Annotated in this window: 13 protein-coding genes; 12 read left to right on the top strand and 1 reads right to left on the bottom strand. The window is 66.5% G+C overall.

Annotated elements, in window-relative coordinates:
* The first annotated feature begins 91 nt into the window (after window positions 1-91).
* On the top strand, window positions 92-1,144 hold the full coding sequence (locus tag BLW48_RS05050) for a CobW family GTP-binding protein (RefSeq protein WP_093056291.1): 1,053 nt from the start codon (window positions 92-94) through the stop codon (window positions 1,142-1,144).
* A gap of 77 nt (window positions 1,145-1,221) precedes the next feature.
* On the opposite strand, the gene BLW48_RS05045 is transcribed toward BLW48_RS05050, so the two are convergent.
* A complete protein-coding gene (locus tag BLW48_RS05045; protein ID WP_256330699.1) occupies window positions 1,222-2,739 on the bottom strand; it encodes a YdgA family protein in 1,518 nt (505 codons plus the stop codon).
* Window positions 2,740-3,122: 383 nt separating this feature from the next.
* Here BLW48_RS05045 and dksA point away from each other — a divergent pair, with 383 nt between their 5' ends.
* From dksA to mraY, 11 genes are all read left to right on the top strand, one after another.
* Window positions 3,123-4,097 carry an RNA polymerase-binding protein DksA gene (gene dksA / locus BLW48_RS35780; RefSeq protein ID WP_256216869.1) on the top strand — a complete coding sequence of 325 codons (975 nt, stop codon included), beginning with the start codon at window positions 3,123-3,125 and terminating at the stop codon, window positions 4,095-4,097.
* 49 nt (window positions 4,098-4,146) lie between these two features.
* A complete protein-coding gene (locus BLW48_RS05030) occupies window positions 4,147-5,823 on the top strand; it encodes an STAS domain-containing protein (protein ID WP_093173059.1) in 1,677 nt (558 codons plus the stop codon).
* Window positions 5,824-5,879: 56 nt separating this feature from the next.
* Entirely contained in the window at window positions 5,880-6,425 is a 546-nt protein-coding gene (gene hslV, locus BLW48_RS05025) for an ATP-dependent protease subunit HslV (RefSeq protein WP_042578379.1), read from the top strand.
* 2 nt (window positions 6,426-6,427) lie between these two features.
* Complete coding sequence (hslU, locus tag BLW48_RS05020) at window positions 6,428-7,750, top strand: ATP-dependent protease ATPase subunit HslU (RefSeq protein ID WP_093173057.1); 1,323 nt, start codon at window positions 6,428-6,430, stop codon at window positions 7,748-7,750.
* Between the two features lie 271 nt (window positions 7,751-8,021).
* Window positions 8,022-8,450 (top strand): division/cell wall cluster transcriptional repressor MraZ, encoded by a 429-nt coding sequence (gene mraZ / locus BLW48_RS05015; RefSeq protein ID WP_081270207.1) that lies wholly within the window; start codon window positions 8,022-8,024, stop codon window positions 8,448-8,450.
* Between the two features lie 8 nt (window positions 8,451-8,458).
* Window positions 8,459-9,382, top strand: coding sequence for a 16S rRNA (cytosine(1402)-N(4))-methyltransferase RsmH (rsmH, locus tag BLW48_RS05010; RefSeq protein ID WP_093056281.1), 924 nt, complete (start codon window positions 8,459-8,461; stop codon window positions 9,380-9,382).
* Window positions 9,383-9,384: 2 nt separating this feature from the next.
* On the top strand, window positions 9,385-9,741 hold the full coding sequence (gene ftsL, locus BLW48_RS05005; RefSeq protein WP_093056279.1) for a cell division protein FtsL: 357 nt from the start codon (window positions 9,385-9,387) through the stop codon (window positions 9,739-9,741).
* Window positions 9,738-11,492 (top strand): peptidoglycan D,D-transpeptidase FtsI family protein, encoded by a 1,755-nt coding sequence (locus BLW48_RS05000; RefSeq protein WP_093056277.1) that lies wholly within the window; start codon window positions 9,738-9,740, stop codon window positions 11,490-11,492. The genes ftsL and BLW48_RS05000 overlap by 4 nt, the downstream gene beginning before the upstream one ends.
* A 2-nt stretch (window positions 11,493-11,494) precedes the next feature.
* Window positions 11,495-13,054, top strand: coding sequence for a UDP-N-acetylmuramoyl-L-alanyl-D-glutamate--2,6-diaminopimelate ligase (locus tag BLW48_RS04995; RefSeq protein WP_093173056.1), 1,560 nt, complete (start codon window positions 11,495-11,497; stop codon window positions 13,052-13,054).
* Window positions 13,051-14,487: a UDP-N-acetylmuramoyl-tripeptide--D-alanyl-D-alanine ligase gene (gene murF, locus BLW48_RS04990; RefSeq protein ID WP_093173054.1), complete on the top strand. Its 1,437-nt coding sequence runs from the start codon at window positions 13,051-13,053 to the stop codon at window positions 14,485-14,487. Before BLW48_RS04995 ends, murF begins: the two co-directional genes overlap by 4 nt.
* A 15-nt stretch (window positions 14,488-14,502) precedes the next feature.
* A complete protein-coding gene (mraY, locus tag BLW48_RS04985) occupies window positions 14,503-15,681 on the top strand; it encodes a phospho-N-acetylmuramoyl-pentapeptide-transferase (protein WP_093056272.1) in 1,179 nt (392 codons plus the stop codon).
* The last annotated feature ends 4 nt before the right edge of the window (window positions 15,682-15,685 follow it).

The following is a 15,685-nucleotide window of genomic DNA, read 5'->3' as shown; positions in this document are numbered from 1 at the left end:
CTCAGTGGCATTGGCTAAACTGCCGGGCCACGCCTTTTCGTCCCATTTCCCGCCCCCATCTCCTGTTTTCCGCTTCCGGAGCACTATCCCCATGGCCCTCATTCCCGCGACCATCCTCACCGGCTTTCTCGGCTCGGGCAAGACCACGCTGCTCAAACGCATCCTGACCGAGGCCCACGGCCAGAAGATCGCGGTCATCGAGAACGAGTTCGGCGAAGAGAACATCGACAGCGACATCCTCGTGACCGAATCGAAGGAGCAGATCGTGCAGATGAGCAACGGCTGCGTCTGCTGCACCATCCGCGAAGACCTGCGCGAAGCGCTGCAAATGCTGGCCGCCAAGAAGCGCCAGGGCCTGCTCGATTTCGACCGCGTGGTGATCGAGACCACGGGCCTGGCCGACCCCGGCCCCGTGGCCCAGACCTTCTTCATGGACGACGAGATCGCCGAGAGCTACCTGCTCGACTCGATCCTCACGCTGGTCGACGCCAAGCACGCGCCTCAGCAGCTCAACGACCGCCAGGAAGCGCGCCGCCAGGTGGGCTTTGCCGACCAGATCTTCATCAGCAAGAGCGAGCTGGTGTCGGCCGAAGAGACCGATGCGCTCATTCACCGCCTGAAGCACATGAATCCGCGCGCGCCGCAGCAGAAGGCGCATTTCGGCGACGTGCCGCTGAAGGACATCTTCGACCTGCGCGGCTTCAACCTGAACGCCAAGCTCGACATCGACCCCGACTTCCTGAAGGAAGACGACCACGACCATCACGACCATGACCACGCGCATGGCGAGGCGTGCGACCACCCCTCGCACAAGCACGAGGGCCACGGCCACCATCACCACACGGACGACGACGTCAAGAGCTTCGTCTACAAGGCCGACCGCGCCTTCGACCCGGCCAAGCTGGAAGACTTCCTGGGCGCGATCGTCAACATCTACGGCCCGCGCATGCTGCGCTACAAGGGCGTGCTGAACATGAAGGGCACCGAGCGCAAGGTGATCTTCCAGGGCGTGCACCAGCTGATGGGCAGCGACCTGGGCCCCGAGTGGGGCAAGGACGAGGCGCGCCAGAGCCGCATGGTGTTCATCGGCATCGAGCTGCCGCGCGAAATTCTCGAGCAGGGGCTGGAGCAGTGCCTGGTCTGAGCTGAAGGCTTGCTGAAATAGAAAACGGCGCTGGCCTCAAAAGGCCAGCGCCGTTTTTCATTCGGGCCGGGGCCGGCTTACTTGCCGGTTGCGCCCATTCCGCCCAGCGGCTTGCCATTGACCTTCAGGCTGCCTTCGCTGTACTCGACCTGGGCGGTGACGTCGTCGCCGTCACGCTTCACGAACCCGCTCTGCTCGCCTTGCTCGACCAGGCCGGCCACCATTTCGGGCGGAGGCGTCTGGCCGCTCTCTGCACCGGTTTCGGCCAGCTTCTCGATCCACTTCATGGGCAGTCGCGCGTGGGCCTTGAGCACGCCGCGCTTCATGAGCAGCGCGGTGCCGGGCATCTGCAGGTCTTCGTCGGTCACGCCGGCCATGCTGACCGTGTAGCCGATTTCGGCACGCTTGCCGTCGATTTCGACCAGCATCTTGTCGAGGCCGGCTTCGGGGCCGTACTTCGCCATGGCCTTGAGGTCGGGGGCGAGCTGCTCGGCCAGCGCCTGCATGGCTGCCTGCGATGCCTTGCTGCCGCCCTTGCCGCAGCCGCTGGCGGCGCTGGACTGCATCCAGGCGTCGGCCAGCTTCTTGTAGCCGGCGGCATGGATGCGGCGCGCGCCGCTGGTCAGTTCGAACTTGTCGATCTTCGTCTCGCCGATCTTGCCGGTGCCCCTGAACGTGCCGCTCGACGCATAGAGGCCGTCCTTGGTGCTGGCTTCGCCGACCAGTTCGATGTTCTGGAGCACGACTGCCGGCAGCGCCTTTGGTGGTTCTGCCGGTGCGGCGCCGTCCTCGGCAGCCTTCTTCTTGACGGCGAACTCGAGGGTGTCGAGCCGGCCTTCGGTCTTGCCGGTGGCCAGGAACCAGCCGGCGCTCATGTCCATGTCGGCCTTGGCGGCGAGCTTGCCCATCTTCATGGTCACGCCGCTGCGCGCTTCGCTGAAGTCCAGGCCGGGCACGGTCAGGTCGTAGCGCGCCTGGGTGCGCGCGGCGTTGACTTCCAGGCGGGCCTGCACGCCTTGCCAGTCGAGGCGGCCCTTGCCTTCTTCGACCAGCTTGGCGGGCGCGACGGTCAGGTCGGTCGTGAAGGCGCCACTGAAGCCGACCTTGGTGCGCGCGCTCAGGGGCTTGGCGTCGCCGAACAGCTTTTTCGCCGCGGCCTGCGTCTTCTCGTCGAGCACCAGTTCGCTGTCGATGGTGGCCGCTGCCAGCGTGCCGCCGGCCAGCGGGCCGTGATGGATGGTGTCGCGGATGGTCAGGCGCAGCTGCTTGGGCGGTTTGATGCCGCCTGCGTCTTCCTCTTCGTCTGCTTCGGCTTCCTCGCCCTCGGCGGGCTTGTCGGCGGCGGCGGGTGCTGCTGCTGCCGGGGCGGCGGCATCGGCTGCGCAGCCGATTTCCAGCGTCACGGTGCTGACGGCACCGAAGAAGCCGCGTTCATATTTGCGCTCGGTCACGCGCACCAGCGCGGTCTGCTTCGGCAATTCGTCGAAGGCGATGTCGTAGCGCGACTTGATTTGCGTGCCGGCCCACCAGGTGCTGCCGCCGTAGGCGACGGCGATAGCCGCGGCCAGGACTCCCAAAACTACTTTCTTGTTCAAGACTTGCTTTCTTTTTGCGAATGAACGGATAGGCCCCCTGCGCCATATGGACAAAGGCCCGGGGCCGCGCTGCTCCCACAGACAGCGCCGCGTGATGCTAACGGAGTTGGCCGGCACGCCGAGACATCGCCCGCGCCTGCGAGTTCTCTATACAATCGCGCGCCTGTTCCGGCAGCCATGTCCAGTTCTCGTGGACAAGATGTGACTTCCGGCACGGGGCGCCGCACGTTCCTGGTGGGCTTTCGGGGGTATAACCCCGGGGTTCGCCACTGGCGAGCACCCCGACAACGGGGAGCCTGCGTGGTCTGAAAGCCGCAAGTGGCTCCCATGGGAGGAGACACCCAGTGAAAGCGCGTTCCAGTTCGACCAAGGAGCCAGTCACCGTGAAGAAACCCGCCGCCAAGGCCACGCCAGCACCCAAGCCCGCCACAAAGAAGGCGCCGGCTGCGAAGCAGGCTGTACCTGCGGCCAAAAAGGTTTCCGCCACCGCACATGGCCCCGCAGCGAAGGAGAAAAGCGCGCCGTCCAAAAAGCCCGCAGCACCACCGGCCAAGGCCGCGACCGCTGCGACCAAGAAGTCCGCCAAGCCTGCAACTGCCGCCACCAAGACCGCAGGCGCGGGCTCATCGTCATCCAAACCCGTCGGCCGCCCTGCTGCCGTTCCTTCTGCCCCCTCGATCCCCATGAAAAAAACGGCTGCCGCCTCCACTTCCGCCCCGGCGACACCCTCGATGCCCGTTCAAACCCCCACGCCCGCACCCGCCGCGCGTGGTGGCCGCGTGTCCCGGCTGTCGCAACTTACCGTGCCCTCGATGCCGCAATCTGTCGCATCGACCGCCGCCAAGTCCAGCTTCTCGCAGGCGCCTTCCACCGCGCTGGTGCCGCCGCCGCCCCTGGCCGTGAAGAAAGACCCGAAGCTGGCCAACAACTGGAAGACCAAGACTCCTTCCGAGCTGAGCGACGCTGAAGTCATCGCCATGCCCGACGACGAGTACATGAACGAAAAGCAGATGGCGTTCTTCCGTCTGAAGCTCGAAGAACTCAAGCGCGGCATTCTCGAGAACGCCGGCGAGACCACCGAGCATCTGCGTGAAGACACGGTGGTCGTGCCCGATCCGGCCGACCGCGCCACCATCGAGGAAGAACACGCCCTCGAACTGCGCACCCGCGACCGCGAGCGCAAGCTGCTCAAGAAGATCGAGCAGTCGATCCAGCGCATCGACGCCGGCGACTACGGCTACTGCGACGAAACCGGCGAACCCATCGGTGTCGGCCGCCTGCTGGCCCGCCCGACTGCCACGCTGTCGCTCGAAGCGCAACAGCGCCGCGAACTCAAGCAAAAGATGTTCGGGGATTGAAACAGGGTCAAGGTAGATAGAACCCAGCGACTTCGATAGCCTTCGCCGAATGCCTAAGGAAGAATCGGGCCGCCTTTTTTCCAAGGTGGCCAAATTTGTCCGCAATCCCCTGAAGGATTGGTCGGAGCTGGATGCCTCCGCCTCGACCTCGGACTCTTCGCTGCCCGCCCAGCAGACCTACAGCCGCGAGATGCTGAAGGAGATGATCGAGCGGCGCCAGCGCAACGATTTCGTGCGCCGGCGCGAGTTCGACATGCTGCGCAAGCTGCGCCAGCGCGAGGCCGCCGCCCACGCCTTCGAGGCGACGGTCACGCCGTCTTCCTTCAACATCAACAGCACCTCCGAGAAATCGGAAGGCCGCGCGCTCACGCTCAAGAAGATCGACGAGATCGAGCAGCAGATGTCGCAGCAGTGGTGGAAGGGGCGGGGCCCGAACGGCGAAACGCTGGTCAACCCGCCGCCTGACGCCGGCGCCGAGACGCTGCCGCCGGTGCATACCGACGATCTGCTGTCCGAGCCCGCCGTGTTGCCCATCATCCCGCCAGCGGCTGCAGCCGAGGCTGGTGACGATGCCCCGGCGGTGGCCGCCAGCGTGCCGTTGCTGTCGTCGCGCCTTGCGCACGACGGCGCGCTGGAAGAGGCGGTGATCCGTTTCGCGCACGGCGACGACACCGGTGCCGAAGCCATCCTGCTGCAGGCCCTGGCCTCCACCGAAGGCACGACGCCCACCGAGGGCGGGCACGACGCCGCGGCCGAACGCGACGACAACCGCTGGCGCGCCCTGTTCGATCTGTACCGCGCAACCGGTGACGCCGCCAAGTTCGCAGCCGCCCGCATGCGCTATGCGCAGCGCATGCGGCGCATGGGCCCCGACTGGGTTTCGCTCGATGAGCTGGCCCGCAGCGTCAAGGCCGTCACTGCCAGCGAAGAGGCGGCCGGGGCCGCTGCCGAAGGCAGCAGCGCCCATGCCGACTGGACCTGTCCCACGCGCCTGGCGCGCGAAGGCCTGATGGAGCTCACCCGTGCGCTGTCGAAGGCCGGCTCGGTGTGGACGCTGGACTGGCGCGGGCTGCACGCCGTCGAGCCTGAGGCTGCCGCGCCGCTGCGCGTGCTGTTCACCCACTGGGCCGACTCGCCGGTGCAGCTGCGCTTCATGGGCTCGGCGCAACTGCTGGCCGTGCTGTCCGAGGCCGCACCCAACAACGAGCGTGGCACCGACGACATCTGGTGGCAGCTGCACCTTGCGGCGCTTCGCCTGATGCACCTGCCCGACGACTTTGAGCTGGTGGCGCTCAACTACTGCATCACCTACGAGGTGTCGCCGCCCTCCTGGCAAGACCCGAAGGGCGAATGCACCACGCTGGCCGCGCCGCCCGCGAGCCGGCCCAGCTCGGTGTGGTCGCTGCTGTCGGTCGGTGGCGATTCGGAGAGCTTTCCGTCCACCGACAGCGGTTTTGCCGCGCTGGCGGGCGATCTGCGGGGCGAGTCGCTGTCGAGCTGGCAACGGCTGGACAACGACCTGCGCCACACCACGGCCCCGGTCATTTCGTGTGCCGCGCTGCTGCGTATGGACCTGGCCGCCGTGGGCACGCTGCTGAGCTGGGTGCGCGCACGCGATGCCAATGGCGAGCGCGTGCAGTTCGTCGATGCGCACCGGTTGATTGCTGCGCTGTTCAACCTGGTAGGCATTGCCGATCATTCGACAGTGACGGTTAGGAAAAACTAAAACCTGCGCCGCCCTATGGCGGTTGCATTGCCGCGGCGCACCCCCAGATGGCTGCGATGGAACAGTTTCACGGCACCACCATCGTGAGCGTGCGCCGCAAGACCCCCCAAGGCGACCAGGTCGCCATTGGCGGGGACGGGCAGGTCACTCTCGGCAATATCGTCATCAAGGGCACGGCGCGCAAAGTGCGCCGCCTCTATCACGGCAAGGTGCTCGCCGGCTTTGCCGGCGCCACGGCCGACGCCTTCACGCTCTTCGAGCGCTTCGAGGCCAAGCTCGAAAAGCACCAGGGGCACCTGACCCGCGCGGCAGTCGAACTCACCAAGGACTGGCGCACCGACCGCGTGCTGCGCAAGCTCGAGGCCATGCTCGCCGTGGCCGACGCCACCACCTCGCTCATCATCACCGGCAATGGCGACGTGCTGGAGCCCGAAGACGGCGTGATCGCCATCGGATCAGGCGGCGCCTATGCCCAGTCGGCGGCCAAGGCGCTGATCGACAACACCGACCTCTCGGCCGAGCAGATCGTGCGCAAATCGCTGGCGATCGCCGGAGAAATCTGCATTTACACGAACATGAACCACACGGTGGAAGCGCTCTGACCATGTCCATGACTCCCCAGGAAATCGTCTCCGAGCTCGACAACCACATCGTCGGCCAGCCGGCTGCCAAGCGCGCCGTGGCCATCGCCCTGCGCAACCGCTGGCGCCGCCAGCAGGTCGAAGACAAGCTGCGCCACGAGATCACCCCGAAGAACATCCTCATGATCGGCCCCACGGGCGTGGGCAAGACCGAAATCGCCCGCCGCCTCGCGCGCCTGGCCGACGCGCCCTTCATCAAGGTCGAGGCCACCAAGTTCACCGAGGTCGGCTACGTGGGCAAGGACGTCGATTCGATCATTCGCGACCTCGCCGAAATCGCCGTCAAGCAGACCCGCGAATCGGAAAGCATCAAGGTGCGCGCGCGTGCCGAAGACGCCGCCGAAGACCGCATCCTCGACGTGCTGTTGCCCCCCGCACGCGGTGCCGATGGCGCGGTGGCCGACACGGGCAACGCCACCCGCCAGGCCTTCCGCAAGAAACTGCGCGAGCACCAGCTGGACGACAAGGAGATCGAACTCGACCTTGCCGAGACCCGCACACCGCTGGAAATCATGGGCCCGGCCGGCATGGAGGAAATGACCGAGCAGTTGCGCGGCATGTTCGGCCAGATCGGCGGCGGCAAGCGCAAGACGCGCAAACTCAAGATCGCCGAGGCGCTGCGCCTGCTGATCGACGAGGAGGCGGCCAAGCTGGTGAACGAGGACGAGATCCGCACGCAGGCGATCACCAATGCCGAGCAGAACGGCATCGTCTTCATCGACGAGATCGACAAGGTCGCCACGCGCAGCGAAGCGCAGGGCTCCGACGTGTCGCGTCAGGGCGTGCAGCGCGACCTGCTGCCGCTGGTGGAGGGTACGGCCGTCACCACCAAATACGGCGTGGTGCGCACCGATCACATGCTGTTCATCGCGAGCGGCGCCTTCCACCTGAGCAAGCCGAGCGACCTGATCCCCGAGCTGCAGGGGCGCTTTCCGATCCGCGTGGAGCTGCAGTCGCTCTCGGTGGCGGACTTCGAAAGCATCCTCACGCAGACCCGCGCGTCGCTGGTGAAGCAGTACCAGGCGCTGCTCGCCACCGAGGGCGTGACGCTCGAATTCACGCCCGAAGGCGTGAACCGGCTGGCCACCATCGCCTTCGAGGTGAACGAGCGCACCGAGAACATCGGTGCACGCCGTTTGTCGACCGTGATGGAACGCCTGCTGGATGAGGTAAGCTTCGACGCGACCCGCCTCGAAGGGCAATCGATCCGCATCGATGCCGCTTATGTCGACCAGCGCCTTGCGGCACTAAGTCACGACGAAGACCTTTCGCGCTTCATTCTCTGAAGCCGCTTCTCCTTCCCCCTGTAACGGGGGAATCCTTCACGCATCACATTCATTGCGTGAGCTAAGTACTTCATTTTCAACGAAATTCGCCGATTCCATGGTTTTGGAATCGGCGCTAAGTCGTTGATTCCATTACAAAAAATAGCCCAAACGGCCAGTTGCTTCCGAAGTGTTTCCTGCTACAGTGCAAAAAAGTGCAGTTAAGTGGGAAAAAGTGCGGGTAGTGCCCCTTTCGGGTGCCGCAGCACTCCCAACACAGGGGTTCGTGGTCGTGTTTCAAGGCGCTTCATCGCTCAGTCTGGATGCCAAGGGGCGGCTCTCCGTGCCGACCCGGCATCGTGACGTCCTGAGCGCGACGGCAGGCGGCCAGCTCACGATCACCAAGCATCCGCACGGATGCCTGATGGTGTTCCCCCGTCCCGAATGGGAAAAATTCCGCGAGCGCATCGCCGCGCTGCCGATGTCGGCGCAGTGGTGGAAGCGCGTCTTCCTGGGCAACGCGATGGACGTCGAGATGGACGGCACCGGCCGCATCCTGGTGTCGCCCGAACTGCGCGCGGCCACCGGCATCACGCGAGAGACGCTGCTGCTGGGCATGGGTAACCACTTCGAACTCTGGGACAAGGCCACGTACGAGGCCAAGGAGGCCGAGGCCACCCAGGGCGAGATGCCGGATGTGTTTCAGGACTTTGCGTTCTGAGGACTCAAGTGAACACCCCATGGACCCATACGACCGTCTTGCTGAACGAAGCGGTGGAAGCCCTTCTTTCCGGCAGCACGGCGGCAACCGGCACCTACGTGGACGCCACTTTCGGGCGGGGAGGGCATGCGCGTGCAATCCTCTCCAGGCTGGCGCCGGAAGGCAGGCTGATCGCATTCGACAAGGATGCGGAAGCAGTGGCCGAAGCAGCGCGCATCTCCGATGCGCGTTTTTCTATCCGCCACCAGGGATTCCGCTCGCTGGGCGAATTGCCCGACGCGAGCGTCGACGGCCTGCTGATGGACCTGGGCGTGAGCTCGCCGCAGATCGACAACCCGGTGCGCGGTTTCAGTTTTCGTTTCGACGGCCCGCTCGACATGCGCATGGACACCACGCGCGGCGAGAGCGTGGCCGAATGGCTGGCAACGGCCGAACTTCAGCAGATTGCAGAGGTGATCCGTGACTATGGCGAAGAACGGTTTGCTGTTCAGATTGCAAAGGCGATTGTTGCTCGCCGACAAGAACGGGGCCCAATTTCAACCACCACCGAACTGGCCGAGCTCGTGGCTGGCACGGTCAAAACCCGCGAGCAGGGCCAGAACCCTGCAACGCGCACATTTCAGGCTTTTCGGATTTTCATCAACGCCGAGCTTGAAGAGCTGCAACAGGCGCTAGAAGCGAGTCTGTCCGTGCTCAAACCCCAGGGGCGGCTCGCGGTGATCAGCTTCCACTCGCTGGAAGACCGCATCGTGAAGCAGTTCATCGCCAAGCACTCGAAGGAGGTCTACGACCGCCGCGCGCCGTTTGCCGCCCCGAAGGTCATGAAACTGCGCGCGCTGGAGCGCATCAAGCCGTCCGACGCCGAGGTGGGCGGCAACCCGCGCTCGCGCAGCGCCATTCTTCGCGTCGCAGAACGCACCGGGGCCAACTGATCATGGCCCGCCTCAACATCCTGCTGCTGCTGGCCGTCATTGCGACGGCTTTGTACCTCGTGCACACGCAGTACATGTCGCGTCAGCTCTATACCGAGCTCGACCGCGTGCAGCAGGAAGCCCGTCGCCTGGAGACCGACCGCGATCGCCTGCAGGTCGAGAAGCGCGCACAGGCCACGCCGCTGCGCGTCGAGAAGCTCGCCAAGGAGCAGCTGCAGATGCGCACCACCTCGCCGGCGATCACGCAGTACGTGCGCCCTGACGGCACGGTGATCCCCGCGGTCGCGCCGGTGGCGCCTGCGCCGACCACGCCCAAGCCGGCGGCCAAGCCGGTCACCGCAGCGAGGGCCGCACGATGAACCGGGGCAACCGCAGCGTGCGCTACACCACCAGCCCCTTGCTCGCGAGCAAGACGCCGGTGTGGCGCAGCAAGTTCATCGTCGCGGGCATTGCGCTCGGCTTCGTCATGCTGGCGGGCCGGGCGGCCTACGTGCAGGTGCTCAACAACAGCTTCTTCCAGCGGCAGGGCGAAGTGCGCTTTGCGCGCACGCTCGAGCTGCCGGCCAACCGCGGCCGCATCCTCGACCGCAACGGGCTCATCCTGGCCTCCAGCGTGGTGGCGCCCAGCATCTGGGCCATTCCGGAAGACATCGAGCGCGACGACCCCGAGGTGCGCGCCAAGCTCAAGCAGGTCGCCAAGCTGCTGGAGATGTCGCAGAAGGATTTCGACAAGAAGCTCGAAGACGAGGACAAGACCTTCGTCTGGATCAAGCGCCAGGTCGACGAGCCCATCGCCAAGCAGATCGCGGCCATGAACCTCAAGGGCATTTACCAGCGCAAGGAATACAAGCGCCAGTACCCCGAGGGCGAGGCTGCCGCGCACGTGGTGGGCTTTACCAACGTGGAAGACAACGGCCAGGAAGGCATCGAGCTCGCGTTCAACAAGGAGCTGGCCGGCAAGGCGGGTTCGCGCCGGGTCATCAAGGACCGACTGGGCCGCGTGGTCGAGGGCGTTGGCGAAACCGTGCCGCCGCTCGACGGCAAGGACATCCAGCTCAGCGTCGACAGCAAGGTGCAGTTCTTCGCCTACCAGAAGCTGCGCGATGCCGTGACCGCGCGCAAGGCCAAGGCCGGCAGCGTGGTGGTGCTCGACTCCGTCACCGGCGAAGTGCTGGCGCTGGCCAACTACCCGAGCTACGTGCCTGACAAGCGCCAGAACCTCACCGGCGAGCAGCTGCGCAACCGCGCGCTCACCGACACCTTCGAGCCCGGCTCGACCATGAAGCCGATCACGGTGGGCATGGCACTCGAAGCCGGCCGCGTGAAGCCCTCGACCCTGATCGAAACCGGCCCCGGCCGATTCCAGATCGGCGGCTTCACCATCAGCGACACCCACAACTACGGCACGCTGACGGTCGAAGGCGTGATCCAGAAGTCGAGCAACGTCGGCGCGCTCAAGATCGCCCAGAAGATGACCCCGCACGAGATGTGGGACACCTACACCGCGCTCGGTTACGGCCAGAAGCCGCAGATCCAGTTCCCCGGCGCCGTGACGGGCCGGCTGCGCCCGTGGAAGACCTGGAAGCCGGTCGAGCAGGCCACCATGGCTTACGGCTACGGCCTGTCGGCGTCGCTGTTCCAGATGGCGCATTCGTACACCTCGTTCGCGCACGACGGCTCGATCATTCCGGTCACCATCCTGAAGAATTCCGAGCCGCCGGTCGGCGTGCGCGTGTTCTCGCCGTCGAACGCGCTGGCGGTGCGCAAGATGCTGCAGATGGCCGCCGGCCCCGGCGGCACCGGCACGCGCGCGCAGACGGTCGGCTACTCGGTCGGCGGCAAGTCGGGCACGGCCCACAAGCAGGTCGGCAAGGGTTACGCGAGTAACAAATATCGCGCCTGGTTCACCGGCATGGCGCCCATCGACAAGCCGCGCATCATCGTCGCCGTGATGATCGACGAGCCCAGCGACGGCCAGTATTTCGGCGGCGTCGCCGCGGCGCCCGTGTTCAGCGAAGTCGTGCAGCAGACCTTGCGCATGATGAACGTACCGCCCGATCTGGCGGTCAAACCGCTTGTGATGACGCAGGGCGTCGACGAGAGTTTCTGAACATGCTGAGCTTCACTTCACCTCAACTCGCCGCGGCCTGGCTCAAGGAGCGCGTGCCGCAGGCCGCGCTGCACGCCGACAGTCGTGCCGTGGGCGCGGGCGACGTCTTCATCGCCTGGCCTGGCGCCGCCACCGACGGACGCAAGCACGTGGCGGCCGCGCTGGCGCAGGGCGCGGCGGTCTGCCTGGTGGAACACGAGGGCGTCGAGGCCTTCGGCTTCGAAGGCGACGACCGCATCGTCAGCTACCCTGGCCTGAAGGCCGCCACCGGCCCGATCGCCTCGGCCTTCTACGACAACCCCTCGGCCCTGCTCGACGTGCTGGCCGTGACCGGCACCAACGGCAAGACATCCACCGCCTGGTGGCTGGCCGAATCGCTCTCCACGCTGCGCGCGGCGGGTGGCGTGCGCGCGATGCGGCCAGACGGCACCATGCAGCGCGATGCGCCGTCGCCCTGCGCGGTGATGGGCACGCTTGGCATCGGCGTGCCGCCCGAGCTGACCTACACCGGCCTCACCACGCCCGACCCGGTGATGATGCAGCGCGAGTTGCGCTCGCTGGTCACGCGCGGCTTCGGTGCCTGCGCCATCGAGGCATCGTCCATCGGCATCGCCGAGCGCCGCCTCGACGGCGCGCAGATCGCCGTGGCCGTGTTCACCAACTTCACGCAGGACCACCTCGACTACCACGGCAGCATGGACGCCTACTGGCAGGCCAAGGCCGAGCTGTTCCGCTGGCCCGGCCTGCGCGCGGCGGTGATCAACATCGACGACACGCACGGCGCCAGCCTGTGCGCGAACCTGATCGACGCCGGCATCGGCGCGCTCGACGTCTGGACCGTCTCGGCCGGCGGCAAGCCGGCCCGCCTCGTGGCGCGCGACATCGGCTACGACGCGCAGGGCCTGCAGTTCTCGGTGGCCGAGCACGGCACCGCCGCGGTGGAGCGCCTGTCGACCGGCCTGATCGGCCAGTACAACGTGGCCAACCTGCTGGGCGTGCTCGGCACGCTGCGCGCGCTGGGCCTCACGCTCGCCCAGGCCGTGGCCGCTTGCGCCAACCTCACCAGCGTGCCGGGCCGCATGGACCGCGCAGGCACCGGCGAAGGCGCACCGCTCGCCGTGGTCGACTATGCCCACACGCCTGATGCGCTCGACAAGGCCCTGATCGGCCTGCGCCCGCTGGCAAAGCAGCGCGGCGGCGCTCTCTGGTGCCTGTTCGGCTGCGGCGGCGACCGCGACCCGATCAAGCGCCCGATGATGGCCGCCGTCGCCGAGCGCCAGGCCGACCGCGTTGTCGTCACCAGCGACAACCCGCGCAGCGAAAAGCCCGACGCGATCATCAGCCAGGTGCTGCGCGGCTTCTCGCGCCCCGAGGCCGCCCAGGTGCAGCCCGATCGCGCCGCCGCCATCGCCGACGCCATCGCGCAGGCCGCCCCGCAAGACGTGGTGCTGATCGCCGGCAAGGGCCACGAGGCCTGGCAGGAAATCGCCGGCCAGCGCATCGAATTTTCAGACAAGACCCATGCGCTGCAGGCGCTGGCAAAGAGGGGGGCCGCGGCATGACCGACACGACGCCTCTCAACATCACGCTGGCCCAGGTGCAGCAATGGATTCCGGGATCGCGCCTGGTGGGTGACGCTTCGACCGTCATCGCCCGCGTGCACACCGACACGCGCACGCTCGCGCAGGGCGACCTGTTCGTCGCGCTCAAGGGCGAGCGCTTCGACGCCAACGACTTCCTGGCGGACGCCAAGAAGCGCGGCGCCGTGGCCGCCATTGCGCATCACGGCCTCGAGGCCGCCGGCCTCAGCGGCCTCGAAGTGCCCGACTCGCTGGTCGCGCTCGGCGCGCTCGGCGCGGGCTGGCGCGCGCAGTTCGAGCTGCCGCTGATCGCCGTGACCGGCAGCAACGGCAAGACCACGGTCACGCAGATGATCGCGGCCGTGCTGTTCGCCTTCCGCGCCGAACGCGCGCTGGCCACCGCCGGCAACTTCAACAACGAGATCGGCGTGCCGCTCACGCTGCTGCGCCTGCGCGCGCAGCACCAGCGCGCGGTGCTCGAACTGGGCATGAACCATCCGGGCGAGATCGCGCGGCTGGCCGCCATCTCGCGCCCGACCATCGCACTCGTCAACAACGCCCAGCGCGAGCACCAGGAGTTCATGGCCACCGTCGAGGCGGTGGCCGTCGAGAACGCCGCCGTGTTCGCGGTGCTGCCCGAAGGCGGCACCGCCGTGTTCCCCTATGGCGACGCCTTCACTTCTCTGTGGACCGACATGGCGCACGCCGGCGGCTCGCGCCGCTGCATGACCTTCGGCGAATCGGAAGATGCCGACATCTCGCTCGACAGCGCCGAATGGAAGCAGGGTGCCTGGGCCGTGCGCATCCGCACGCCGATCGGCGCCTTCGATGCGCGCCTGCACATCGCGGGCCGGCACAACGTCGTCAATGCGCTGGCTGCCACGGCCTGCGCACTCGCGGCCGGCGTGTCGGTCGAGACCATTGCAGCGGGCCTGTCGGCCTTCGAGCCGGTCAAGGGCCGTTCGCGCGCCAACGAAATCGTGCTGGCCGGCGGCCATGCGCTCACGCTGGTCGACGACAGCTACAACGCCAACCCCGATTCCGTGATCGCCGCCATCGACGTGCTCGCCGCCCTGCCGGGCCCGCGCCTGCTGGTGCTCGGCGACATGGGCGAGGTGGGCGACCGCTCGCCCGAGTTCCACGCCGAAGTCGGCGAGCGGGCGCGCCAGTGCGGCATCGAGTCCGTCTACACGCTGGGCGCTGCGACGGCGCACACCACCGCTGCTTTCGGCGGTGCCGACGGACGTCATTTCGAAGAGTTCGACGCGCTCGGCGCGGCCGTGCTCGCGCGCCTGCCGCAACTCGGCAGCGTGCTCGTCAAGGGATCGCGCTTCATGAAGATGGAGCGCGTGGTGCAGGTCGTCGAGGCGCAAGCACAACCACAACAACAAAAGGAGGCCGGTCATGACGCATGAGCCGCGCGAAACCACATGCTGATGACCCTGGCCCAATGGCTGCAGACGCTCTCGCCCGAGTTCGGGTTCTTGCGCGTTTTTCAATACCTCACCTTCCGCGCGCTGATGGCTGCGCTGACCGCGCTCGTGGTCGGCCTGGTGGCCGGCCCGTACGTGATCCGCCGCCTGGCCGCGCTCAAGATCGGCCAGCCGATTCGCGGCTACGGCATGGAAACGCACCTCACCAAGAGCGGCACACCCACCATGGGCGGTGTGCTGGTGCTGTTCGCCATCGCCTTCGCCACGCTGCTGTGGTTCGATATTTCGAACCGGTTCGTGTGGATCGTGCTGTGGGTCACGATGGGCTTCGGCGCCATCGGCTGGGTCGATGACTGGCGCAAGGTGGTGCGCAAGGACCCGGAAGGCATGCGCTCGCGCGAGAAGTATTTCTGGCAGTCGGTGGTCGGCCTGATTGCGGCCTTCTACCTGCTCTTCAGCATCTCGGAGAGCTCCAACTGGCGCGTGGTGCAGCTGTTCTTCGCGTGGGTGCAGTCGGGCTTCGACCTCGACTTTCCGCCCAAGATCAACCTGCTGGTGCCGTTCTTCAAGGAAGTGAGCTACCCGCTGGGCGGTATCGGCTTCGTGATCCTCACGTACCTCGTGATCGTGGGCGCGAGCAATGCGGTGAACCTGACCGACGGCCTCGATGGCCTGGCGATCATGCCGGTGGTGATGGTGGGCTCGGCGCTGGGCGTGTTCGCCTATGTCACGGGCAGCGCGGTGTACTCCAAGTACCTGCTGTTCCCCAACATCCCGGGCTCGGGCGAGTTGCTGGTGTTCTGCTCGGCAATGGCCGGCGCGGGGCTCGCGTTCCTCTGGTTCAACACGCACCCGGCACAGGTCTTCATGGGCGACGTGGGCGCGCTGGCGCTGGGCGGCGCGCTGGGCACCATCGCGGTCATCGTGCGCCAGGAGATCGTGTTCTTCATCATGGGCGGCATCTTCGTGGTCGAGGCGATCTCGGTGATGGCACAGGTCATGTACTTCAAGTACACGAAGAAGCGCTACGGCGAAGGCCGCCGCGTGCTCAAGATGGCGCCGCTGCACCATCACTTCGAGAAGAGCGGCTGGCGCGAAACGCAGGTCGTGGTGCGCTTCTGGATCATCACGATGCTGCTGTGCCTCGTGGGTCTTTCGACGCTGAAGCTGCGGTAACGGA

The sequence above is a fragment of the Variovorax sp. YR266 genome (genome assembly GCF_900107295.1).
Lineage (GTDB): Bacteria > Pseudomonadota > Gammaproteobacteria > Burkholderiales > Burkholderiaceae_C > Variovorax.
Note: the sequence above shows the minus strand (reverse complement) of the source record. Positions and strands in the feature narration are given on the sequence as shown.